20 protein-coding genes and 3 tRNA genes are annotated in these 23,058 nt (G+C 58.2%); 1 reads left to right on the forward strand and 22 read right to left on the reverse strand.

The genetic code is table 11. The features are described 5' to 3' along the window. Nucleotides 1-8: 8 nt before the first annotated feature. The 17 genes from J4D25_RS11090 to rlmE all read right to left on the reverse strand — a co-directional run bounded on the left by J4D25_RS11090 (nucleotide 9) and on the right by rlmE (nucleotide 16,181). Nucleotides 9-314, reverse strand: coding sequence for a DUF6388 family protein (locus tag J4D25_RS11090; RefSeq protein ID WP_057716472.1), 306 nt, complete (start codon nucleotides 312-314; stop codon nucleotides 9-11). Nucleotides 315-645: 331 nt separating this feature from the next. After that, nucleotides 646-721, reverse strand: a tRNA-Thr gene (locus J4D25_RS11095). A 139-nt stretch (nucleotides 722-860) separates the two neighbouring features. Then, nucleotides 861-2,966: a polyribonucleotide nucleotidyltransferase gene (gene pnp / locus J4D25_RS11100; RefSeq protein WP_007915263.1), complete on the reverse strand. Its 2,106-nt coding sequence runs from the start codon at nucleotides 2,964-2,966 to the stop codon at nucleotides 861-863. Nucleotides 2,967-3,172: 206 nt separating this feature from the next. After that, entirely contained in the window at nucleotides 3,173-3,442 is a 270-nt protein-coding gene (gene rpsO / locus J4D25_RS11105) for a 30S ribosomal protein S15 (protein ID WP_015093441.1), read from the reverse strand. A 117-nt stretch (nucleotides 3,443-3,559) separates the two neighbouring features. Further along, nucleotides 3,560-4,477 carry a tRNA pseudouridine(55) synthase TruB gene (truB, locus tag J4D25_RS11110; RefSeq protein ID WP_057716473.1) on the reverse strand — a complete coding sequence of 306 codons (918 nt, stop codon included), beginning with the start codon at nucleotides 4,475-4,477 and terminating at the stop codon, nucleotides 3,560-3,562. A 3-nt stretch (nucleotides 4,478-4,480) separates the two neighbouring features. Continuing rightward, a complete protein-coding gene (rbfA, locus tag J4D25_RS11115) occupies nucleotides 4,481-4,882 on the reverse strand; it encodes a 30S ribosome-binding factor RbfA (protein ID WP_007973108.1) in 402 nt (133 codons plus the stop codon). A gap of 159 nt (nucleotides 4,883-5,041) precedes the next feature. Then, complete coding sequence (gene infB / locus J4D25_RS11120; protein WP_057716474.1) at nucleotides 5,042-7,567, reverse strand: translation initiation factor IF-2; 2,526 nt, start codon at nucleotides 7,565-7,567, stop codon at nucleotides 5,042-5,044. 27 nt (nucleotides 7,568-7,594) lie between these two features. Beyond that, a complete protein-coding gene (nusA, locus tag J4D25_RS11125; protein WP_007988680.1) occupies nucleotides 7,595-9,076 on the reverse strand; it encodes a transcription termination factor NusA in 1,482 nt (493 codons plus the stop codon). 59 nt (nucleotides 9,077-9,135) lie between these two features. After that, on the reverse strand, nucleotides 9,136-9,594 hold the full coding sequence (rimP, locus tag J4D25_RS11130) for a ribosome maturation factor RimP (RefSeq protein WP_007915250.1): 459 nt from the start codon (nucleotides 9,592-9,594) through the stop codon (nucleotides 9,136-9,138). A 138-nt stretch (nucleotides 9,595-9,732) separates the two neighbouring features. Next, nucleotides 9,733-9,809: transfer RNA gene (locus J4D25_RS11135), tRNA-Met, on the reverse strand. Nucleotides 9,810-9,906: 97 nt separating this feature from the next. Beyond that, a tRNA-Leu gene (locus tag J4D25_RS11140) sits at nucleotides 9,907-9,992 on the reverse strand. Between the two features lie 22 nt (nucleotides 9,993-10,014). Beyond that, on the reverse strand, nucleotides 10,015-10,398 hold the full coding sequence (gene secG, locus J4D25_RS11145) for a preprotein translocase subunit SecG (RefSeq protein WP_017336473.1): 384 nt from the start codon (nucleotides 10,396-10,398) through the stop codon (nucleotides 10,015-10,017). A gap of 4 nt (nucleotides 10,399-10,402) precedes the next feature. Continuing rightward, on the reverse strand, nucleotides 10,403-11,158 hold the full coding sequence (tpiA, locus tag J4D25_RS11150) for a triose-phosphate isomerase (protein ID WP_057716475.1): 756 nt from the start codon (nucleotides 11,156-11,158) through the stop codon (nucleotides 10,403-10,405). A 66-nt stretch (nucleotides 11,159-11,224) separates the two neighbouring features. Then, entirely contained in the window at nucleotides 11,225-12,562 is a 1,338-nt protein-coding gene (gene glmM / locus J4D25_RS11155; RefSeq protein ID WP_057716476.1) for a phosphoglucosamine mutase, read from the reverse strand. A gap of 16 nt (nucleotides 12,563-12,578) precedes the next feature. Continuing rightward, nucleotides 12,579-13,430 carry a dihydropteroate synthase gene (folP, locus tag J4D25_RS11160; RefSeq protein WP_057716477.1) on the reverse strand — a complete coding sequence of 284 codons (852 nt, stop codon included), beginning with the start codon at nucleotides 13,428-13,430 and terminating at the stop codon, nucleotides 12,579-12,581. A gap of 8 nt (nucleotides 13,431-13,438) precedes the next feature. Beyond that, the gene (ftsH, locus tag J4D25_RS11165) at nucleotides 13,439-15,349 is read right to left on the reverse strand and encodes an ATP-dependent zinc metalloprotease FtsH (RefSeq protein WP_057716478.1); all 1,911 of its coding nucleotides are present in this window, start codon (nucleotides 15,347-15,349) and stop codon (nucleotides 13,439-13,441) included. A 199-nt stretch (nucleotides 15,350-15,548) separates the two neighbouring features. Continuing rightward, nucleotides 15,549-16,181 (reverse strand): 23S rRNA (uridine(2552)-2'-O)-methyltransferase RlmE, encoded by a 633-nt coding sequence (gene rlmE / locus J4D25_RS11170; protein WP_057716479.1) that lies wholly within the window; start codon nucleotides 16,179-16,181, stop codon nucleotides 15,549-15,551. A gap of 105 nt (nucleotides 16,182-16,286) precedes the next feature. Between rlmE and J4D25_RS11175 the strand changes: the two genes are divergently transcribed. Next, nucleotides 16,287-16,595: a YhbY family RNA-binding protein gene (locus tag J4D25_RS11175; RefSeq protein ID WP_020796529.1), complete on the forward strand. Its 309-nt coding sequence runs from the start codon at nucleotides 16,287-16,289 to the stop codon at nucleotides 16,593-16,595. A 9-nt stretch (nucleotides 16,596-16,604) separates the two neighbouring features. Here the strand turns inward: J4D25_RS11175 and J4D25_RS11180 are convergent, their stop codons facing one another. The 5 genes from J4D25_RS11180 to dapB form a co-directional block, all read right to left on the reverse strand. Next, nucleotides 16,605-17,009, reverse strand: coding sequence for a hypothetical protein (locus J4D25_RS11180; protein ID WP_057716480.1), 405 nt, complete (start codon nucleotides 17,007-17,009; stop codon nucleotides 16,605-16,607). A 28-nt stretch (nucleotides 17,010-17,037) separates the two neighbouring features. Continuing rightward, on the reverse strand, nucleotides 17,038-17,514 hold the full coding sequence (greA, locus tag J4D25_RS11185; RefSeq protein WP_057716674.1) for a transcription elongation factor GreA: 477 nt from the start codon (nucleotides 17,512-17,514) through the stop codon (nucleotides 17,038-17,040). A gap of 2 nt (nucleotides 17,515-17,516) precedes the next feature. Next, a complete protein-coding gene (carB, locus tag J4D25_RS11190) occupies nucleotides 17,517-20,738 on the reverse strand; it encodes a carbamoyl-phosphate synthase large subunit (protein ID WP_007988688.1) in 3,222 nt (1,073 codons plus the stop codon). Between the two features lie 116 nt (nucleotides 20,739-20,854). Continuing rightward, nucleotides 20,855-21,991 carry a glutamine-hydrolyzing carbamoyl-phosphate synthase small subunit gene (carA, locus tag J4D25_RS11195; protein WP_046038697.1) on the reverse strand — a complete coding sequence of 379 codons (1,137 nt, stop codon included), beginning with the start codon at nucleotides 21,989-21,991 and terminating at the stop codon, nucleotides 20,855-20,857. Nucleotides 21,992-22,250: 259 nt separating this feature from the next. Beyond that, nucleotides 22,251-23,054: a 4-hydroxy-tetrahydrodipicolinate reductase gene (gene dapB, locus J4D25_RS11200; RefSeq protein WP_057716481.1), complete on the reverse strand. Its 804-nt coding sequence runs from the start codon at nucleotides 23,052-23,054 to the stop codon at nucleotides 22,251-22,253. Nucleotides 23,055-23,058 lie beyond the last annotated feature (4 nt).

The following is a 23,058-nucleotide window of genomic DNA, read 5'->3' on the forward strand; positions in this document are numbered from 1 at the left end:
CATGAGTGTCAGACCACCAGATTGTTCATCTCGCAGTACTCTTCCCACTCGACGCCCAACACCTCGGCAGCTTCCTTGTGCAGTTTCAGGCGTTCGGTCTCGTATTCTTCCGGGGTTGATGTGTACTTGAGCGTCAGTTCCCACGGTTGCAAGCCCTGGGCTTCGGCTTCATCCTCGAACGCCCACTGGATCTGGTCTTTCTGATCGTCGGCGGGCAAGTCCTTGATCTCGTCCATCAACTCGGGGGCATCCAGCACATACTTCTTCAGCGCTTCTTCGTGTCGGGCTTCCTGGGTCATCTCTTTAACAGTCATGGCGTTCTCGCTGATCTGGGAATGGAAGATGGATCTGGATCTTCAAGGATCTCTCTGACACAAAAAACCGGATCAAGCCCGGTTTATATGGCCTTCAGAACCATTCTGGATCATCTGAAAACTGCTGGGCGTTGCTCAGGCAGACTCCGAATATAGGACGTTTGGCTGAGGATTTACACGTCTCTTTACATCTCCCCACAAAAAGTTGTGCACACAATGTTTTGATGGCGGCGGGAACATAAATTCAAACAGCGATCAGGACCGCGAACTCGAGAACCTCAAGCGCACCGTCGAGAACCTGAACAGAAAGGTGAAACAAGCGAGGGAGAAATGGTGCCCGAGACAGGAATCGAACCTGCGACCTTCGCGTTACGAGTGCGCTGCTCTACCGGCTGAGCTACACGGGCGGTGGGCTAAACCTAGCACCGAGTTTCAGCAACGGCAACGTCGTCAATCAACTCTGTGATCTACAGACAAAAAAATGCCCCGCCGTTTTCACGGCGGGACATTTTTTATAACGTTGAAGCGGTCAGGCGTGAGGCGTGATTAAACGCCCGAAGCCTTGGCTGCCGCCACGTCTTTGATGGACAGTTTGATACGGCCGCGGTTGTCCACGTCCAGTACCAGCACTTCCACTTCCTGGCCTTCTTTCAGGATGTCGGTCACTTTCTCAACGCGAGCATCGCTCAGCATGGAGATGTGAACCAGACCGTCCTTGCCCGGCAGGATGTTGACGAACGCGCCGAAGTCGACGATGCGCTCAACCTTACCGACGTAGATCTTGCCGATCTCGGCTTCAGCGGTGATGCCCAGTACGCGCTGACGTGCTGCTTCAGCCGCTTCCTTGGTTTCGCCGAAGATCTTGATCGAACCGTCGTCTTCGATGTCGATCGAAGCCTTGGTTTCTTCACAGATCGCACGAATGGTCGCGCCGCCTTTACCGATGACATCACGGATTTTGTCGGTGTCGATCTTCATCGCGATCATGGTCGGAGCGTTGGCCGACAGTTCGGTACGCGACTGGCCAATGATCTGGTTCATCTGGCCGAGGATGTTCAGGCGCGCTTCCAGGGCTTGGCCCAGAGCGATTTCCATGATCTCTTCGGTGATGCCCTTGATCTTGATGTCCATCTGCAGCGCGGTGACGCCTTTGGCGGTACCGGCTACCTTGAAGTCCATGTCGCCCAGGTGGTCTTCGTCACCCAGGATGTCGGTCAGGACGGCGAATTTCTCGCCTTCTTTAACCAGACCCATGGCGATACCGGCAACCGGCGCCTTCATCGGCACACCAGCGTCCATCAGGGCCAGGGAAGCGCCGCAAACGGAAGCCATCGAGCTCGAACCGTTGGATTCAGTGATTTCCGACACAACACGGATGGTGTACGGGAACACGTCAGCGGCAGGCAGCATGGCCGAAACCGAACGACGGGCCAGACGGCCGTGACCGATTTCGCGACGACCAGCGCCACCCATGCGACCACACTCGCCTACCGAGAACGGAGGGAAGTTGTAGTGCAGCATGAACGGGTCTTTCTTCTCGCCTTCCAGGGTGTCCAGCAGTTGTGCGTCACGGGCGGTGCCCAGAGTTGCAACGACCAGAGCCTGGGTTTCGCCACGGGTGAACAGAGCCGAACCGTGGGTTTTAGGCAGTACGCCGACTTCGATGTTCAACGGACGTACGGTCTTGGTGTCGCGACCGTCGATACGTGGCTTGCCGTTAACGATGTTTTCGCGAACGGTGCGGTATTCGATTTCGCCGAAAGCCGCTTTGACTTCGCTGGAAGAAGGCTGGCCTTCTTCACCGGACAGCTTGGCAACGACCTGGTCCTTCAACTCGCCCAGGCGAGCGTAACGGTCGGCCTTGACGGTGATGGTGTAGGCCTGGGAGATCGCTTCGCCGAACTCGGCACGGATAGCGCCCAGCAGTTCGGTAGCTTCTGGCGCAGGAGCCCAGGTCCAGGTTGGCTTGGCAGCTTCAGCGGCCAGTTCTTTGACGGCGTTGATCACAACCTGGAACTCGTCGTGAGCAAACAGTACCGCGCCCAGCATCTGGTCTTCGGTCAGCTCTTTGGCTTCCGATTCAACCATCAGCACAGCGTCCGAAGTACCGGCAACGACCATGTCCAGGCTCGATGCAGCCTGTTGCTCGTAAGTCGGGTTCAGCAGGTAACCGGTGCTTTCGTGGAACGCAACGCGGGCAGCGCCGATCGGGCCATCGAAAGGAATGCCGGAGATCGCCAGCGCAGCCGAGGTACCGATCATCGCAGCGATGTCCGGATCGGTCTTCTTGCTGGTGGAAACGACGGTGCAGACAACCTGCACTTCGTTCATGAAGCCTTCCGGGAACAGCGGACGGATCGGACGGTCGATCAGTCGGGAAGTCAGGGTTTCTTTCTCGGAAGGACGGCCTTCGCGCTTGAAGAAACCGCCAGGGATCTTACCGGCAGCGTAAGTCTTTTCCTGGTAGTGAACAGACAGAGGGAAGAAGCCCTTGCCTGGATCGGCTTGTTTTGCACCGACTACGGTCACCAATACGCTGACGTCGTCGTCAACGGTGACCAATACTGCGCCGGAGGCCTGACGGGCGATACGGCCAGTCTCGAGGGTAACGGTCGACTGACCGAACTGGAATTTTTTGATTACCGGGTTCACGGTGTCCTACCTTCTTTGTGGCTCTTGGGGGAACTGGTTTCTTGCGAAATTCTTGGGCAACGCCGGGAATCGGCCCGACTGGTTTGTCCAGGTGTTACTCAGGTAAAGCAGGTATCCAGATAAAACTTGAGGCTGGGAGCCTGCCATGCGCCGGCGGGAAACCCGCTGGTGCACGACAGACAACCAACCTCTAGCGCAATCGCTTATTAGCGACGCAGACCCAGGCGACCGATCAGAGTCTGATAACGACCCAGATCCTTGCCTTTCAGGTAGTCCAGCAGCTTACGACGCTGGTTAACCATGCGGATCAGACCACGACGGGAGTGGTGGTCTTTACCGTTGGCCTTGAAGTGACCTTGCAGTTTGTTGATGTTGGCGGTCAGCAGTGCAACTTGCACTTCTGGCGAACCGGTGTCACCAACAGCTTGCTGGTAGTCAGCTACGATTTGAGCTTTTTCTTGAACGTCGAGAGCCATGAGGCAATCCTTTTATCAGGAAACTGTTTCAGAAAAACAGTTTCAACAGGCCAGGGACAAATCCCTGTATCTAAAAATGAGTAGTGACCGTGCCTGTTGACAGCCACCCTCGTCCGGTCATTCTGACCGAATCAGTCGACGCGGCGCGATGCGCCCGTCTTCGCTCACTTCACCGATACCGATGAAGCGACCATTGTGATCCTGTACCCGTACCATGCCGAACTTCGGAGCATCCGGGGCACGTACCGGCTGGCCGTTGAGCCAGTAGAACGCACTCGCTTCCGAGAACTGCAACAGTGGCCAATCCAGCAGGCCGCTGTCCGATGGCATCAGGAAGCGATCGACCGCTTCGTTGCCGCCTTCGGCATGTACCGCTTCCAGCTCTTCGAGGGTAACCGTCTGCGCCAGGGTGAATGGCCCGGCCTGGGTACGTCGCAGTTCTGCAACGTAAGCGCCACAACCGAGTTGCTCACCGATATCCTCCACCAGGGTACGGATATAGGTGCCTTTGCTGCAATCCACCGCCAGCCGCGCAGTATCTCCTTCGAAGGCCAGCAATTCCAAGCGCGTAATAGTAACAGAACGCGGTTCGCGCTCCACTACTTCGCCTGCACGAGCCAGCTTGTACAGTGGCTGGCCGTCACGCTTGAGCGCCGAGTACATCGGCGGTATCTGACTGATTTGCCCACGAAATTTCGGCAGTACAGCCTCGATATCGGTGCGACCAACGGTCACCGGGCGCTCCTGCAAAACTTCACCTTCGGCATCCGCCGTGGTGGTGGTCTTGCCCAGTTGCGCCAGGGTTTCATAACCCTTGTCGGAATCGAGCAGGTATTGCGAGAACTTGGTCGCCTCGCCGAAGCACAGCGGCAACACGCCGGTGGCCAAGGGATCGAGACTGCCGGTATGACCTGCCTTTTCGGCGTTCAGCAACCAGCGAACCTTCTGCAAGGCCGCGTTGGAGGTGAACCCCAGCGGTTTGTCGAGAAGGATAATGCCGCTGACGTTACGACGGATACGTTTGACCTGAGCCACCGATTACTCCTTGGTGTCTTCGGCTTCTGCCGCAACCGGATGCTGATTGTCTTCAGCCACTGCGCGCTCGATCAATGCCGACAGATGCGCACCACGCACGACGCTTTCGTCGTAGTGGAAGTGCAGCTGTGGAACGCTGCGCAGTTTCATCTCGCGAGCCAACTGCATGCGCAGGAAACCGGCGGCGGAGTTGAGCACCTTGATGCTTTGTGCAATTTCTTCGGCGCTGTCCTGCCCCATCACGGTGATGAAGATCTTGGCGTGACCGACGTCACGGCTGACTTCCACTGCGGTAATGGTGACCAGGCCGACGCGCGGGTCTTTGACTTCACGACGGATCAGTTGTGCCAGCTCACGCTGCATCTGATCGCCGATGCGTTGGGTACGGCTATATTCTTTTGCCATGTCTTGTTACCTGTTACTGCCCCACGGTGAAACCCGTGAGGTCTGAAAGCGGCAAACGCCCGGCCTGACAAAAGCCAGACCGGGCGTTGCGTTTAGAGTCCTGGTGACGAATTGCGCATTTGCATGCGACGACCCGTCACGGCTCCTGAAGTGCGCGAGTTAGAGGCTGCGAGCAACCTGCACCTTCTCGAAGACTTCGATCTTGTCACCGACTTTAACGTCGTTGTAGCTCTTCACGCCGATACCGCATTCCATGCCGGCACGTACTTCGGAAGCGTCATCCTTGAAGCGGCGCAGGGATTCCAGCTCGCCTTCGAAGATAACGATGTCTTCACGCAGTACACGGATTGGACGGTTACGGTGAACAACACCTTCGATAACCATGCAACCGGCGATCGCGCCAAACTTCGGCGAACGGAACACGTCACGCACTTCGGCGATACCCAGGATGTTCTCGCGAACATCGCTGCCGAGCATACCGGTCAGGGCTTTCTTGACGTCTTCGATGATGTCGTAGATCACGTTGTAGTAACGCATATCCAGACCTTCCTGCTCGACGATCTTGCGCGCGCCGGCATCGGCACGCACGTTGAAGCCGAACAGTACAGCGTTGGAGGCCAGTGCCAGGTTGGCATCGGATTCGGTGATACCACCGACACCGCCACCCACTACACGCACTTGCACTTCGTCGTTACCCAGGCCGTTCAAGGCACCGTTCAACGCTTCCAGCGAACCACGGACGTCGGATTTGAGGACGATGTTGAGCGTCTTCTTCTCTTCCTGGCCCATGTTTTCGAAGATGTTTTCCAGCTTGCCGGCGTGAGCGCGAGCCAGTTTGACTTCGCGGAACTTGCCTTGACGGAACAAAGCCACTTCACGGGCTTTCTTCTCGTCGGCAACCACGCTCATCTCGTCGCCAGCGTCCGGGGTACCGTCCAGGCCGAGAATCTCGACAGGGATGGCCGGACCGGCTTCCTTGATTGGCTTGCCGTTCTCGTCGAGCATGGCACGTACACGGCCATAGTTCGAACCGACCAGGACCATGTCGCCTTGGCGCAGGGTACCGTCTTGAACCAGAACGGTAGCCACCGGGCCACGGCCCTTGTCCAGACGCGATTCAACCACGACGCCACGACCAGGAGCCGACGGAGTTGCAGTCAGTTCCAGGACTTCGGCTTGCAGCAATACGGCTTCGAGCAGTTCGTCGACGCCAGTACCCATCTTCGCCGAGACCGGTACGAACGGAGTGTCACCACCCCACTCTTCCGACGTCACGCCGTGAACCGACAGTTCGCTACGGATGCGATCGAGGTCAGCACCTGGCTTGTCGATCTTGTTCACTGCAACAACCAGTGGCACACCAGCCGCTACTGCGTGCTGGACAGCTTCAATGGTCTGCGGCATCACGCCGTCGTCCGCTGCAACCACCAGGATCACGATGTCGGTCGCCTTGGCACCACGGGCACGCATTGCGGTAAACGCGGCGTGACCAGGGGTGTCGAGGAACGTCACCATGCCACGGTCGGTTTCAACGTGGTATGCGCCGATGTGCTGGGTGATACCACCGGCTTCGCCAGCAGCAACCTTGGCACGACGGATGTAGTCGAGCAGGGAAGTCTTACCGTGGTCAACGTGGCCCATTACGGTCACGACTGGTGCACGGGAAACTGCCTCGCCTTCAAACTTCAGGGACTCGGCCAGGGAATCTTCCAGGGCGGTGTCGCTGACCAGGGTCACTTTGTGGCCCAGCTCCTCGGCAACCAACTGGGCAGTTTCCTGATCCAGTACCTGGTTGATGGTCGCTGGAGTACCCAGTTTGAACATGAACTTGATGATTTCAGCAGCCTTCACCGACATCTGCTGGGCGAGATCGCCAACAGTGATGGTTTCGCCGATCTTCACTTCGCGCACGACAGGGCCGGTCGGGCTCTGGAAACCGTGGGCGTTGCGCTTCTTCAGCTTGGCCTTGCCGCGACCACCACGACGGAAGCCATCGCTTTCTTCGTCGGTAGTACGTGGGGCAACACGTGGAGCCGGAGCCTTTTCCTTGACCGAAGCACGATGCGGAGCGTTTTTGCGCTCGCCATCGCCGCTACCGCGACGATTGTTGTCGTCGGCACGTGGCTTGTCCGGACGGCGCTGTTCGTCGCGCTTGCGGGTATCGGCCGCAGGAGCTGGAGCAGCCGCCACAACCGGTGCGCTTTCGCGAACTGGCTCGGCCACCGCAGCAGGCGCTGCAACAGGTTCGGCTTGAGCGGTCGGCGCAGCAGCAGGCTGGCGACGCGCTTCTTCTTCGGCGCGACGCTTGGCTTCTTCTTCAGCCTTCTGACGAGCAGCATTTTCTACTGCGCGACGTTCATCCAGTTCACGCTTGCGCTCGGCTTCGATTTCTTCCGGGCTGCGCTGTACGAAGACTTTCTTCTTGCGTACTTCAACGCTGATGCTCTTGCTGCCAGCAACACGCAGGGTGCTGGTGGTTTTACGCTGCAGCGTAATCTTGCGTGGTTCTTCCACTTTCGCCTTGTGGCTGCTTTTCAAGTGAGTCAGCAACGATTGCTTCTCACTGTCAGTCACACTTTCTTCGGCGGCGGTGTGCGGCAGACCTGCCTCACGCATCTGCTGCAACAGGCGCTCTACCGGTGTTTTGACCTCATCGGCCAGTTGTTTCACCGTGACTTGCGTCATGCACTTCTCTCCTCAGGCCGCGCCTAATTACTCGAACCAGTGGGCTCGGGCGGCCATGATCAACTTGCCGGCACGATCATCGTCAATGCCGTCGATGTCGAGCAGGTCGTCAATAGACTGCTCGGCCAGGTCTTCGCGGGTAATTACGCCGCGCACCGCCAGTTCCATCGCCAAATCCTTGTCCATACCCTCAAGCGAGAGCAGGTCTTCGGCCGGATGGGCGTCTGCCAGCTTTTCCTCAGTAGCGATGGCTTTGGTCAACAAGCGATCCTTGGCACGAGCGCGAAGCTCGTTGACGATTTCCTCGTCAAAGCCGTCGATGTTGAGCATTTCTTCCAACGGTACGTAGGCAATCTCTTCCAGGCTGGTGAAGCCTTCATCAACCAGCACCTGAGCCAGTTCTTCGTCGACTTCCAGCTCGTCGATGAAGTTGCGCAGGATGTCGCCGGTTTCTGCTTGCTGTTTAGCCTGGATGTCCGATTCGGTCATCACGTTCAGGGTCCAGCCAGTCAACTGGCTGGCCAGACGCACGTTCTGACCACCGCGACCGATGGCCTGAGCCAGATTGTCTGCGCCAACGGCGATGTCCATTGCGTGGGCATCTTCGTCAACGATAATTGCCGCAACCTCGGCCGGGGACATGGCGTTGATCACGAACTGAGCCGGGTTGTCGTCCCACAGGACGATGTCAACACGCTCACCGCCCAACTCACCCGACACTGCCTGGACGCGCGAACCGCGCATACCGATGCAAGCGCCCTGCGGGTCGATGCGTTTGTCCTTGGAGCGAACGGCGATCTTGGCGCGCGAACCCGGATCACGGGACGCAGCCATCACTTCGATCAGGCCTTCGGCAATTTCCGGCACTTCGATGCGGAACAACTCGATCAGCATTTCCGGCGCGGTACGCGACAGGATCAACTGCGGGCCGCGGTTCTCAGTGCGGATTTCCTTGAGCAGCGCACGCAGACGCACGCCAACCCGGAAAGTTTCGCGAGAAATGATGTCTTCACGGGCCAGCAACGCTTCAGCGTTGTTGCCCAGATCAACGATCACGTTGTCGCGGGTAACTTTTTTCACGGTGCCGGAGATGATTTCACCCAGGCGCTCGCGGTAAGCGTCAACAACCTGAGCGCGCTCGGCTTCGCGAACTTTCTGCACAATGACTTGCTTGGCAGTCTGTGCAGCAATGCGGCCGAACTCGATGGACTCGATCTTCTCTTCTACGACGTCACCGACCTTGGCGCCAGGATGCGTTTCAGCAACCTTGCTCGGCCAGGTTTCGATGGCCGGATCGTCCAGGTCTGCTTCTTCGACGACCGTCCAGCGACGGAATGTCTCGTATGCACCCGTGTGGCGGTTGATTTCCACACGCAGATCAACTTCGTCTTCAAAACGCTTTTTGGTAGCAGTGGCCAAGGCCAGCTCCAGCGCTTCAAAAATCACGTTTGCCGGTACGCCCTTTTCATTGGATACCGACTCAACAACCAGCAGTACTTCTTTGCTCATCGTACGCCTCGCCTTTCGCAAGCCATTGGATCCGCGGGATCCGCAGTATCTGGCACGCCTCAGTCAAAACTGGGAATAATGTTGGCCTTGTCGATCATATCGATCGGCAACAGGAACTCATGGTCATCTACCTGCACCACGACATCCTGCTCTTCTACGCCGCGCAGAAGGCCCTGAAAGTTGCGTCGTCCTTCAAAAGGCGAGCGCAGCTTGATCTTCACTTGTTCACCGGCAAATTTTGCAAACTGCTCAAGAGTGAACAGAGGGCGTTCCATGCCAGGCGAGGAAACTTCAAGGGTGTACTCAACGGAGATTGGATCTTCAACATCCAGCACACCGCTGATCTGACGGCTGACGATGGCGCAATCGTCCACCAGCACGCCGCCTTCTTTATCGATATAAACGCGCAACATCGAGTGACGACCCTGAGCCGAAAACTCGATACCCCAGCATTCATAGCCTAGGGCCACGACCACCGGGGCCAGCAAGGCCTGCAACTCTTCTAGCTTGCTCGACACCTGAACCCCCTAGTGCATGTATGTGCATGCTATGCAAAATAAAAAAATGGGCGAAACGCCCATCCTTGAAACGCCGTCGAACAGCGGCGTTGAAAGTGTCCAGCTAACAAAAAGCCCCTTAAAAGGGGCTCCTTAAACTGGTTGCGGGGGCCGGATTTGAACCGACGACCTTCGGGTTATGAGCCCGACGAGCTACCAGACTGCTCCACCCCGCGACAAAGCTGGGGCGGAAGTATACGACCGATCCCCTACAGGGTCAATGTAACCTTCCACCTGCAAGAAAGCCCGCAACAGCGGGCTCTCCTGACTAATTGGTACCGAGAAGGGGACTCGAACCCCTACACCCTATGGGCACAACCACCTCAAGGTTGCGTGTCTACCAATTCCACCACCTCGGCAATACTACGTTTGAAACCCTTCTTACTTCTGCTCTTGAGCTGGAGGCACGTCAGTCGCTGGAGTAGCCGACTTTTGCTCTTGAAGCACCGGGACATCATCAGAAGCCGGTTGTTGCTTTGGAACTTCCAGTACCGCTGGATTTGGGAGACCTACTTGAGTCAGCTGGTGAGCCTTCTCTTTAGCAAAGTAACCTAACCCCAAGCTGGTTATGAAAAAACCTGCGGCAAGTATAGCAGTAAACTTACTAAGAAAGGTAGAGGAACCTTGGCTTCCGAACACAGTATTTGAAGCACCTGCTCCGAAAGACGCGCCAGCATCCGCACCTTTACCCTGCTGCAGCAAAACCAGAGCTACTACGCCCAATGCACCCAGCAGATGAAAAACGACTACGACTGTTTCCAGCATTTTTTCAGTTTCCCGCGGCGCGACAGATCGCACCGAACTCATCTGCATTCAGGGAAGCCCCACCAATGAGACCCCCATCGATATCCGGCATGCCGAACAGTTCGACCGCATTGGCCGCCTTCACGCTGCCGCCGTATAGAAGCCGCACACCTTGTGCGACTTCAGAATTCTCTGCCGCCAACTGGGCGCGAATGGCTGCGTGCACATCCTGCGCCTGTTGCGGCGTTGCAGTCAGCCCCGTGCCAATGGCCCAGACCGGCTCGTAAGCGATCACTGCCTTGGCAAAGGCACCGACACCCAGCTCCTCAATGATACTGCCAAGCTGACGCGAGACAACCTCAAGAGTTTTTCCGGCTTCACGTTGCTCCAGGGTCTCCCCTATGCACAACACCGGAGTCAAGCCACATGCCTGTGCCGCTGCGAACTTGCGGATCAGCACTGCGTCCTGCTCCCCCAGAATCTGGCGGCGCTCGGAATGCCCGACAAGTACCAGGGAACAACCTGCATCCACCAACTGACTCGGTGCAACTTCACCGGTCAACGCACCTTGTCCGGATTCCACCGCAGAATTCTGCGCGCCGACCGAAATCGACTTTCCTTCCAGGCCTTCAATCACTTGATTGATATGCAGGAAAGGCGGGAATACCGCAACATCAACACTGCTCGGCAAGGCCAAGTCACGAAGGCCGTTGATCAGCTCTGCGACGCTGGCGCGGGTACCGTGCATCTTCCAGTTACCAGCTACCATAGGGCGACGCATGCTGTACCTCGTCGGTCAAAGTGGGCGCAGATGTTACCCAACACAATCATGGCTGGCAAGCCGAATTCAGGCAGAAACTTCAGTAACCAGTTTTGCCAGCTCTTCGGCATACCCACGAACCTGCGTTTCGTCTTCGCCTTCGACCATCACACGCACCAGCGGTTCGGTTCCGGACTTGCGCAACAGCACACGCCCGCGACCTGCCATGGCCTTGGTCACACGCTCGCTGGCCTCCTTGACCGACGGATGCTCGAGAGGGCTTGCGCCGCCGCCGAATCGCACATTGATCAGCACCTGAGGACACTTGCGCAGCGCCTGCCGCGATTGCGCCAGACCTTCGTCACGCCTGCCCAGCGCCATCAACACCTGCAGCGCCGCAATAATTGCATCGCCCGTGGTGGTGTGGCTGAAGCACACGATGTGCCCGGAGTTTTCACCACCCACGATCCAGTTGCGCTCCAGCAGTTCGGCAATGACATAGCGGTCACCGACATTGGCGCGCACCAATGGAATACCCAGATCCGCCAAGGCCAGCTCCAGCCCCAGGTTACTCATCAGGGTTCCGACCACGCCGCCCTGCAGCTTGCCGCGCTCATGCAGGTCACGGGCAATGATGAACAGCAATTCGTCGCCGTCCACCACCGCTCCCGTGTGATCGACCATCTGAACGCGATCACCGTCACCATCGAAGGCAATGCCCAGATCAGCCTTCTCGGCCACGACGGCAGCCTGCAGCGACCCCATATGGGTCGAACCGCAATTGTCGTTGATGTTCAATCCATTCGGCTGCGCCGACAATACGACGACTTCAGCGCCCAACTCGCGGAACACGCTCGGCGCCACTTTGTAGGTCGCACCGTGAGCGCAGTCGATCACGATCTTGAGGCCGGTAAAGCTGGTACCGGTCGGCACACTGCTCTTGCAGAATTCGATATACCGACCCGACGCGTCATTGATTCGCGACACCTTGCCGATCTTGCTCGACTCAACCACAGTCATTGGGGTATCGAGCAGCTCTTCGATCATGTGCTCGACTTCATCCGGAAGCTTGGTGCCCTGGCCGGAGAAGAACTTGATGCCATTGTCATCATGCGGATTATGTGACGCACTGATGACGATGCCTGCCTCGGCATGGAAAGTGCGCGTCAGGTAGGCGATTGCCGGAGTCGGCATCGGCCCCAGCAGCATCACATCGGCACCTGCCGACGTCAGCCCCGCTTCAAGCGCCGACTCAAACATGTAGCCGGAGATTCGGGTGTCCTTGCCTACCAATACCTTGCAGGCGCCCATCTTGCGGAAAGCCATGCCTGCAGCCCAGCCGAGCTTGAGCATGAAATCAGGAGTAATCGGGTACTCACCGACACGCCCACGAATACCATCGGTGCCAAAATATTTTTTGCTCATAAGTGCTCCTTCATTCTTATTCGGCTGATTCCACTGCGGCGATCATCCGCACCACATCCACTGTTTCGGCTACATCATGGACGCGCAATATACGCGCACCTTTCGCCAAAGCCAGCGCCGCGAGCGCCAAACCACCATACAGCCGGTCTCCCACCGGACGATTCAATGCCTGACCAATCATGCTCTTACGCGAAACCCCGACCAACAGGGGCCGCCCCAAGACATGCAGGGCTTCCATATGTTTGAACAAACTCAGATTGTGCTGCAAGGTTTTGGCGAAGCCAAAGCCGGGATCAAGAATGATCCGCTCAGCTGGAATACCCGCCAATGAACACCGATGCATGCGCTCGGCGAGAAACTCGCCGACCTCCCGGGTGACATCCTGATACTGCGGATTGTCCTGCATATCGCCCGGCTCGCCCAGCATGTGCATCAGACAAACCGGCAGCCCGGTGGCAGCAGCAGCATCCAGGGCACCATCGCGTCGCAACGAACGCACATCATTGATCAGGCCCGCACCCAGGCGCGCTGCTTCTCGCATGACGGCAGGCGTTGAGGTGTCGACCGAGATGATCACATCCAGCTCGCGATTGATGCGCTCGACGATGGGGGCTACGCGCTCCAGCTCTTCGAGTGGCGACACAACCCTGGCACCAGGGCGGGTGGACTCTCCACCGACATCGATCAGCGTCGCGCCGGCCGCCACCATGGCTTCGGCGTGGCGCATGGCCGCGTCGAGCTGGCTGTATTGGCCACCATCGGAGAAAGAATCAGGGGTGACATTGAGAATACCCATGACATGCGTCTGGGCCAAATCAAGAACCCGGTTGCCGCAAGGCAACCGGGTCGAGGACTGAACAGAAGTCATTTAAAACCTTATACGTCAGCAGCAGGACCGCCGATCGGTGTTTCCGGACGCTCATCCTGCACCACCGGAGGGGTGCCGGAAGTACCCGTGCCACCCGACCAGTCGCGCGGCTCGCGAGGCGTACGACCCGCCATAATGTCGTCGATCTGCTCGGCATCGATCGTTTCGTACTTCATCAAGGCATCGGCCATCGCATCGAGCTTGTCACGGTTGTCCGTGAGAATCTGCTTCGCCGTGCCATAGCACTGATCGATGATGCTGCGCACTTCGGAATCGATCAGCTTGGCTGTCTCACCAGAGAAGCTTGCACTCTGACCGCCACCGCCGCGACCGAGGAACACTTCACCCTCTTCTTCGGCGTACATCAACGGACCGAGCTTTTCCGAAAGACCCCACTTGGTCACCATGTTCCGCGCAATCTGGCTGGCGCGCATGATGTCGTTGGAGGCACCGGTGGTCACGCCATCGAAGCCCAGGGTCATTTCTTCAGCGATACGACCGCCGTACAGCGAGCAGATCTGGCTGATCAACGCACGCTTGGACAGGCTGTAACGATCTTCTTCCGGCAGGAACATGGTCACACCCAGCGCGCGACCGCGCGGGATGATCGACACCTTGTACACCGGATCATGCTCAGGCACGACACGACCTACAATGGCGTGACCCGCTTCGTGATAAGCCGTGTTCTGCTTTTCTTTCTCGGACATGACCATGGATTTGCGCTCGGCGCCCATCATGATCTTGTCTTTCGCCAGTTCGAATTCTTTCATCTCGACGATGCGCTTGCCGGCACGGGCAGCGAACAACGATGCCTCGTTGACCAGGTTCGCCAGGTCAGCACCGGAGAAGCCTGGAGTACCACGAGCGATCACAGCCGGGGCAACGTCGTCGCCCATCGGCACTTTGCGCATGTGAACCTTGAGAATCTGTTCGCGACCACGGATGTCCGGCAGACCAACTACAACCTGACGGTCGAAACGGCCCGGACGCAGCAGCGCAGGGTCCAGAACATCGGGACGGTTGGTCGCGGCAATCACGATGATGCCGTCATTCATCTCAAAGCCGTCCATCTCAACCAGCAATTGGTTGAGCGTCTGCTCGCGCTCGTCGTGACCACCACCCATGCCAGCACCACGATGGCGACCGACCGCATCGATTTCGTCGATGAAGATGATGCATGGAGCGTGTTTCTTGGCCTGCTCGAACATGTCGCGAACACGGCTGGCACCCACGCCGACGAACATTTCGACGAAGTCGGAGCCGGAAATGGTGAAGAACGGTACCTTGGCTTCGCCGGCGATGGCCTTGGCGATCAAGGTTTTACCGGTACCCGGAGGACCCACCATCAGCACACCGCGAGGAATGCGGCCACCCAGGCGCTGGAATTTGCCCGGATCGCGCAGGAACTCGACCAGTTCACCGACTTCTTCCTTGGCTTCGTCGCAACCGGCAACGTCAGCCAGGGTCGTCTTCACCTGATCTTCGGAGAGCAGGCGCGCCTTGCTTTTGCCGAAGCTCATCGGCCCGCCCTTGCCACCGGCACCGCCCTGCATCTGCCGCATGAAGAACATGAACACGGCGATGATCACGAGGATCGGGAAGCTGGCAACCAGAAGCTGAGTCCAGATGCTTTGCTGTTCAGGCTGCTTGCCTTCGACCACGACGTGGTTATCCACCAGGTCGCCGATCAGGCCGTTGTCCTGGATCGCCGGGCGAATGGTCTTGAAGCTGTCGCCATCGTTGCGCTTGCCGGTAATCACGTAGCCATCAACCGCTACGCGCTCGACCTTGCCATCCTTGACCTGCTGGATGAAGTCGGAATAGTTGAGGGTCTGCGGCTCGTTAGGGCTGGAGAAGTTGTTCATCACCGTCACCAGGACAGCCGCGATGATCAACCACAGGATCAGATTCTTTGCCATATCGTTCAATTAACTACCCTCTGAAGCAAGCTCCGCTACTGGCGCGCGCTTCGCATGATATTCACCGGCCTAACTTACTACATTACCTACAACTTGGCAGGCGCCGTCTGTAACCCTTTGTGAAACACTTCCTACACAATATTCGCTAATTCTGACAAGGCGTAATACAAAAATCCTATCGCCTTGATCGAAAATTCACTCAACTCTCACTGCGTCCGCGGAAACCACGGCCCAGCAGGTACTGCTCGCGAGAACGGTCGCGCGACGAAGTCGGCTTGCGCATCTGCACCTTCTCGAACTGCTGGCGAACGCTCTTGTGGAACTCGTCGAAACCTTCGCCCTGGAAGATCTTGATCAAAAAATCACCACCGGGCTTGAGCACCCGAGTCGAAAGATCCAGTGCCAACTCGCACAGGAACATCGCTCGCGGCATGTCCACGGCTGGTAGTCCACTCATATTGGGGGCCATATCGGAAATCACAAGGTCTACTTCCTTATTTCCGACGGCATCGAGGATCTGGGCCAGCACGGCATCCTCGGTAAAGTCGCCCTGAATGAAGGTCACGTCCGGGATGCTGTCCATTTCCAGAATGTCAGAAGCGATCAATGTCCCCTGCCCACCAATCAGACGACTGGTCACCTGGGACCAGCCACCAGGGGCCGCTCCAAGGTCGATTACGCTCATGCCCGGGCGGATCAGACGGTCCTTTTCCTGGATCTCCAGCAGTTTGTAGCTGGCGCGGGAACGATACCCGTCTTTTTGTGCCATTTTGACGAATGGGTCGTTGAAATGTTCTTTCAGCCAGTTAAGGCTTGTCTTGGAACGGGCCACGGGCCACCTCGAAAATAAAACGGGTCGTGATTAACTGGGCGGTCCCGGACTCGCTCGGGTAAACTGGCCGCCGCTTTTTACAAGATCAGACGCAGGGGTCAGATTATGCCGCTCACTCAAGAGCAGAAGAAACAGTACAAATCCATTGGCCACCATCTGAAACCGGTTCTAATTGTGGCAGACAATGGTTTGACTGAAGGTGTGTTAGCCGAATTCGAACGCGCATTGGCGGATCACGAGCTGATCAAGATCAAGCTCAACATCCTCGATCGCGAATCGCGCCTGGCGTCCATTGCAGAGCTCTGCAAGGTCGGCAAAGCGGATCTGGTCCAGGTCATCGGCAAGATGGCACTGATCTACCGCAAGAACTTCAGCGTCAACAAGCAGCTGTCGAACGTCCATCGCTTCAAGTGATGGCAAGGGTCAAGGGTGTGCTTCGCGCACCCTGCCACTCCATCCCGGCATCGGCTGCAACACCAGCACCAGCCCTGTAAAGCCCAGAACAAGATAGCTGAACGCCTGCCAACGCACGGCATCCGGCCAGCCGAAACGCACCACGAAGTACATCGCGCACGCATACAGCGCCATCAACAGCAGTTGCCCGCGAATATCGCGCCATAGACTGACAAGGCCCTCGGCCTTAACCAGCACCAAAGCCTGCAATATCACACACGCCGTAGCGAATCCCACTACCAACGCATTGAGCATGCCTGCGATTTCTTCGATCAGCAGCGGTGCCAGGCCAATTCGTCCCAGCACCGGCAAAAGACCGACGTGCAACAGCCACAAGCCGCCGACCCACAACATCTGGGTCAGCTGCCAAAGCATGACGCCCGCACGAAGCGGGCGCCGGCCTTCAGACGTGGCGAACTTCGACAATCTCGTACTCGATAACGCCACCAGGCGTTTTGACTGCAACCACATCACCCTCTTCCTTGGCAATCAAGGCGCGGGCAATCGGCGAGCCGACAGAGATCTTGCCGAGTTTGATGTCAGCCTCGTCCTCACCAACGATCTGGTAAGTCACGCTTTCATCGGTTTCGACGTTGGCGATTTCGACGGTTGTGCCGAAAATCACCTTGCCGGAGTGAGGAATGGTCGTCACATCGATGATCACCGCGTTCTGCATGCGGCCTTCGATATCACGGATCCGCGCCTCGACCATACCCTGCTGCTCACGGGCAGCGTGGTATTCGGCGTTTTCCTTCAAGTCACCCAACTCGCGGGCCGTACCGATGTCCTGGCTAAGCTTCGGACGGACGACCTTGGTCAGGTGAGTGTGTTCCTCTTCCAGGGCGCGAGCGCCCTGAACGGTCATTGGGTACTTCGTTATGCTCATGCCTTCAATCCTGCGTGTAGATCCTGCAAGCGGCGTACGGTCTTCTCGGGACCGAACTTCAGCGCTTCGCAGATGGCTTCGCCAGCAGCAATGGTGGTGGTGCAGTAAATCTTGTGCTGCAAGGCATTACGACGAATGGAGTACGAATCAGCGATCGACTGACGACCTTCGGTGGTGTTGATGATCAGCGTGACTTCGTCATTCTTGATCATGTCGACCACGTGCGGACGACCCTCGGTCACCTTGTTCACACGACGCACTTTCAGGCCTGCAGCCTCGATCAGCTTGGCAGTGCCGGCAGTGGCGACCACTTCGAAGCCCAAGTTGATCAGATCACGGGCCACGCCTGCAACCAGTGGCTTGTCGTCGTCACGTACGCTGATGAACGCAGTACCGCCGGTTGGCAACACTTCGCTGGCACCCATCTGGGCCTTGGCGAACGCTTCACCGAAGGTGTCGCCCACGCCCATCACTTCACCGGTGGACTTCATCTCCGGGCCGAGGATCGGGTCAACGCCAGGGAATTTGGCGAACGGGAACACCGCCTCTTTCACGCTGTAGAAGTTCGGAATGATTTCCTTGGTGAAACCCAGTTCTTTCAGGGTTTTACCGGCCATCACGCGCGCCGCGATCATCGCCAGGGAAACACCGATGCACTTGGACACGAACGGTACGGTACGGGAAGCGCGCGGGTTGACTTCGATGACGTAGATGTCCTCGCCTTGCAGCGCCAACTGTACGTTCATCAGGCCGACTACACCCAGCTCCAGGGCCATTTTCTTGACCTGTTCGCGCATCTCGTCCTGGATGTGCGCCGGCAGCGAGTATGGCGGCAGCGAGCATGCGGAGTCACCGGAGTGAACGCCAGCCTGCTCGATGTGCTGCATGATCGCGCCGATTACCACGTCCTTGCCGTCGCAGACCGCATCAACGTCCATTTCGATGGCGCAATTGAGGAAGTGGTCCAGCAGCACCGGGCTGTCATTGGACACTTGAACCGCTTCGCGCAGGTAGCGCTTGAGTTCTTCTTCTTCGTAGACGATTTCCATCGCACGACCGCCCAATACATAGGACGGACGCACCACCAGCGGGTAACCGATCTTGGCGGCGGCACGAATCGCTTCGTCTTCGCTGCGCACGGTGGCGTTTGGCGGCTGACGCAGGTTCAGGCGCTGAACCATCTGCTGGAAGCGCTCACGGTCTTCCGCACGGTCGATGGCGTCAGGGCTGGTACCGATGATCGGCACGCCAGCAGCTTCCAGGGCACGAGCCAGTTTCAGCGGGGTCTGGCCGCCGTACTGGACGATAACGCCTTTTGGCTTCTCGACGCGGACGATTTCCAGCACGTCTTCCAGGGTTACTGGTTCGAAGTACAGGCGATCGGAGGTGTCGTAGTCGGTGGATACGGTTTCCGGGTTGCAGTTGACCATGATGGTCTCGTAGCCGTCATCGCGCAGGGCCAGTGCCGCGTGTACGCAGCAGTAGTCGAACTCGATTCCCTGGCCGATACGGTTCGGACCGCCACCCAGGATCATGATCTTGTCGCGACCCGATGGCGCCGCTTCGCACTCTTCTTCGTACGTCGAGTACAGGTAAGCGGTATCGGTGGCGAACTCAGCGGCGCAGGTGTCGACGCGCTTGTAGACCGGGAAGATTTCCAGCTTGTGACGATGAGCACGCAGGCTCTTCTCGGTCACGCCCAGCAGTTTGGCCAGGCGCATATCGGAGAAGCCTTTGCGCTTGAGGCGGAACATCAGGTCGCGGTCGATGCTGGTCAGACCCAGGGTCTTGACCTTCTCTTCGTCCTTGATCAGGTCTTCCATCTGCACCAGGAACCAAGGATCGATCATGGTCATGCCGAAGATGTCTTCAACACTCATGCCGGCGCGCATGGCGTCCGCCACGTACCAGATACGCTCGGCGCCCGGCACGGTCAGCTCGCGCTTGAGCACGCTCATGCTTTCCGGGTTGGCCAGATCAACCTTCTCGTCCAGACCGCAAACACCGACTTCCAGGCCGCGCAGGGCTTTCTGCAGGGACTCCTGGAAGGTCCGGCCGATGGCCATGACTTCACCGACCGACTTCATCTGAGTGGTCAGGCGCGCGTCAGCCTTGGAGAACTTCTCGAAGGCAAAGCGTGGCAGCTTGGTGACGACGTAGTCGATGGACGGCTCGAAGGACGCCGGGGTCTTGCCGCCGGTGATGTCGTTCGACAGCTCGTCGAGGGTGTAACCCACGGCCAGCTTGGCCGCAACCTTGGCGATCGGGAAGCCGGTGGCTTTCGAAGCCAGGGCCGACGAACGGGATACACGCGGGTTCATCTCGATCACGACCATGCGGCCAGTGTTCGGGCAGATACCGAACTGAACGTTGGAGCCGCCGGTTTCCACGCCGATCTCGCGCAGTACCGCCAGGGAGGCGTTACGCAGGATCTGGTATTCCTTGTCAGTCAGGGTCTGTGCAGGTGCCACGGTGATCGAGTCACCGGTGTGCACGCCCATCGGGTCGAAGTTTTCGATGGAGCAGACGATGATGCAGTTGTCCTTCTTATCGCGGACAACCTCCATCTCGTACTCTTTCCAACCGATCAGCGATTCGTCGATCAGCAGCTCCTTGGTCGGCGACAGGTCCAGACCACGGGCGCAGATTTCTTCGAACTCTTCACGGTTGTAAGCGATACCGCCACCGGTGCCGCCCATGGTGAAGGACGGACGGATGATGCACGGGAAGCCGAGCTTCTCGAGGACCGCATTGGCCTCTTCCATGCTGTGGGCGATACCGGAACGCGGGCACGCCAGGCCGATGGACTTCATCGCCTTGTCGAAACGCGAACGGTCTTCAGCCTTGTCGATGGTGTCGGCGTTGGCACCGATCATCTCTACGCCGAACTTCTCCAGAACGCCTTCGCGCTCCAGGTCCAGGGCGCAGTTCAGAGCAGTCTGGCCGCCCATGGTCGGCAGCAGCGCGTCCGGACGCTCTTTTTCGATGATCTTGGCAACGGTCTGCCACTTGATCGGCTCGATGTAGGTGGCGTCGGCCATGGCCGGGTCGGTCATGATAGTGGCCGGGTTGGAGTTCACCAGGATGACGCGGTAGCCCTCCTCGCGCAGGGCTTTACAGGCCTGGGCGCCGGAGTAGTCGAATTCGCAGGCCTGGCCGATCACGATCGGGCCAGCGCCGAGAATCAGGATGCTTTTAATGTCTGTACGTTTTGGCATGGGTTTGTCACTCAAATCCGCAGGTCAGTCGGCAAGCCGTCTTGTTCAATCTGAAGCCTTGAGGGGGCCGCCGGTATCGGGACCACCCTCAAGCCTTGCTACATCAGGGCGAGCGATCAGCGTCGCTTGGCCATCTCGGTGATGAAGCGATCGAACAATGGCGCTACGTCGTTCGGGCCAGGGCTGGCTTCCGGGTGACCCTGGAAGCTGAAGGCGCTCTTGTCGGTACGCTCGATACCTTGCAGGGTGCCGTCGAACAGCGATTTGTGGATCGCGCGAACGTTGGCCGGCAGGGTCGCTTCGTCTACGGCAAAACCGTGGTTCTGGCTGGTGATCATCACCACACCGCTGTCCAGGTCCTGGACGGGGTGGTTGGCACCGTGGTGGCCATGACCCATTTTCAGGGTCTTGGCGCCGGAGGCCAGGGCCAGCAGTTGGTGACCGAGGCAGATACCGAAGACCGGAATTTCGGTTTCCAGCACGTCCTTGATCGCCTGGATCGCGTAGTCGCAAGGCTCCGGGTCACCAGGGCCGTTGGACAGGAATACGCCGTCCGGCTTCAGCGCCAGCACATCGGCAGCAGGTGTTTGCGCAGGCACGACGGTCACGCGGCAACCGCGCTCGACCAGCATGCGCAGGATGTTCACCTTGACACCGTAGTCGTAGGCAACCACGTGGTACGGCAGCTCGGAAGCTTCGATAGTCGCGTGGCTGTCGGTTTTCAGATCCCAGACAGTCGAGCGCCACTCGTAGCTTTCCTTGGTGCTGACGACTTTCGCCAGGTCCATGCCCTTGAGGCCTGGGAAACCCTGGGCGGCGGCAATGGCGGCGGCTTCGGAAATGTTGTCACCAGCCATGATGCAGCCGTTCTGTGCGCCTTTTTCACGCAGGATGCGCGTCAGGCGGCGGGTGTCGATACCGGCGATGGCCACAACATTGTTGGCCTTCAGGTAGTCGGACAGGGACATCGTGTTACGCCAGTTGCTCGCCACCAGTGGCAGGTCACGGATGACCAGGCCGGCAGACCAGACGCGGTTGGATTCGGCGTCTTCCGGCGTGGTGCCGGTGTTGCCGATGTGCGGGTAAGTCAGGGTAACAATCTGTTGGGCGTAGGAAGGATCGGTAAGGATTTCCTGATAGCCGGTCATTGCGGTGTTGAACACCACCTCACCAACGGTTTGACCGTCGGCTCCAATGGCTTCGCCGCGAAAAATGCTGCCATCAGCAAGGGCGAGTATGGCTGGCTTAGTCAAGAAGACCTCCCGTAAATAAAGCCTGAAAGGGCGATCGCAGGTTGTAAAAAAGCGGAGTGACGTATGGACACGTCACCCCGCTTCTTCACTGAATTATTCTGCGCGCTTTTAGTGGACACACTAAAGCTGTAGCTTACAGAAAAAGGCCTTTTTGGTCTACCGCCAATGAGCCTTAAAGGCTGGAGAATGCGACAGGACGTCGCTTGGCGGAACAAAACCGGGCTCAAACGCTGTGCGCGAGCCCGATTTCGGGTGCATCTTAACGCAGATCGAGTACGTCTTGCATGTCGTAAAGGCCAGGCTCGCGCCCGTCCAGCCACAATGCAGCACGTACCGCGCCCTTGGCGAACGTCATGCGACTGGACGCCTTGTGGGTGATCTCGACACGCTCGCCGTCGGCGGCGAACAGCACGGTGTGATCACCGACGATGTCGCCAGCGCGTACAGTGGCGAAACCAATGGTCTCGCGATCACGAGCGCCGGTCTGGCCCTCACGGCCATACACCGCCACCTTTTTCAGATCGCGACCCAACGCATCGGCAATCACCTCCCCCATGCGCACGGCAGTGCCGGACGGCGCATCGACTTTATGCCGATGGTGAGCCTCGGTGATTTCGATATCGACATCGTCGCCCAATACGCGAGCGGCCGTGTCGAGCAACTTCAGGCACAGGTTGACCCCGACACTGAAGTTGGCCGCGAAGACAATCGGTATGTCCTTGCCCGCTTCCGCCAGCAGCTGCTTTTCTTCAACGCTGAAACCGGTGGTACCGATGATCATGGCCTTGCCGTGTTTACGGCAGAAAGCCAGGTTCTTCAGGGTCACCGTCGGGTGCGTGAAGTCGATCAGCACGTCGAACTCGTCGACCACCCGATCCAGATCACCGGACAGAGGCACGCCGATACGACCCAGCGCAGCCAACTCACCGGCATCCGCGCCGACCAACGTGCTGTCGGGACGATCCACCGCCGCCGTCAGACCGGCGCCCGGGGTTTGCTGCACGGCTTCAATCAGGGTCTTGCCCATGCGCCCGGCGGCGCCCATCACTGCAATACGTCGCATGCCT

The organism is Pseudomonas sp. GW456-L13 (assembly GCF_017350115.1).
Lineage (GTDB): Bacteria > Pseudomonadota > Gammaproteobacteria > Pseudomonadales > Pseudomonadaceae > Aquipseudomonas > Aquipseudomonas jessenii.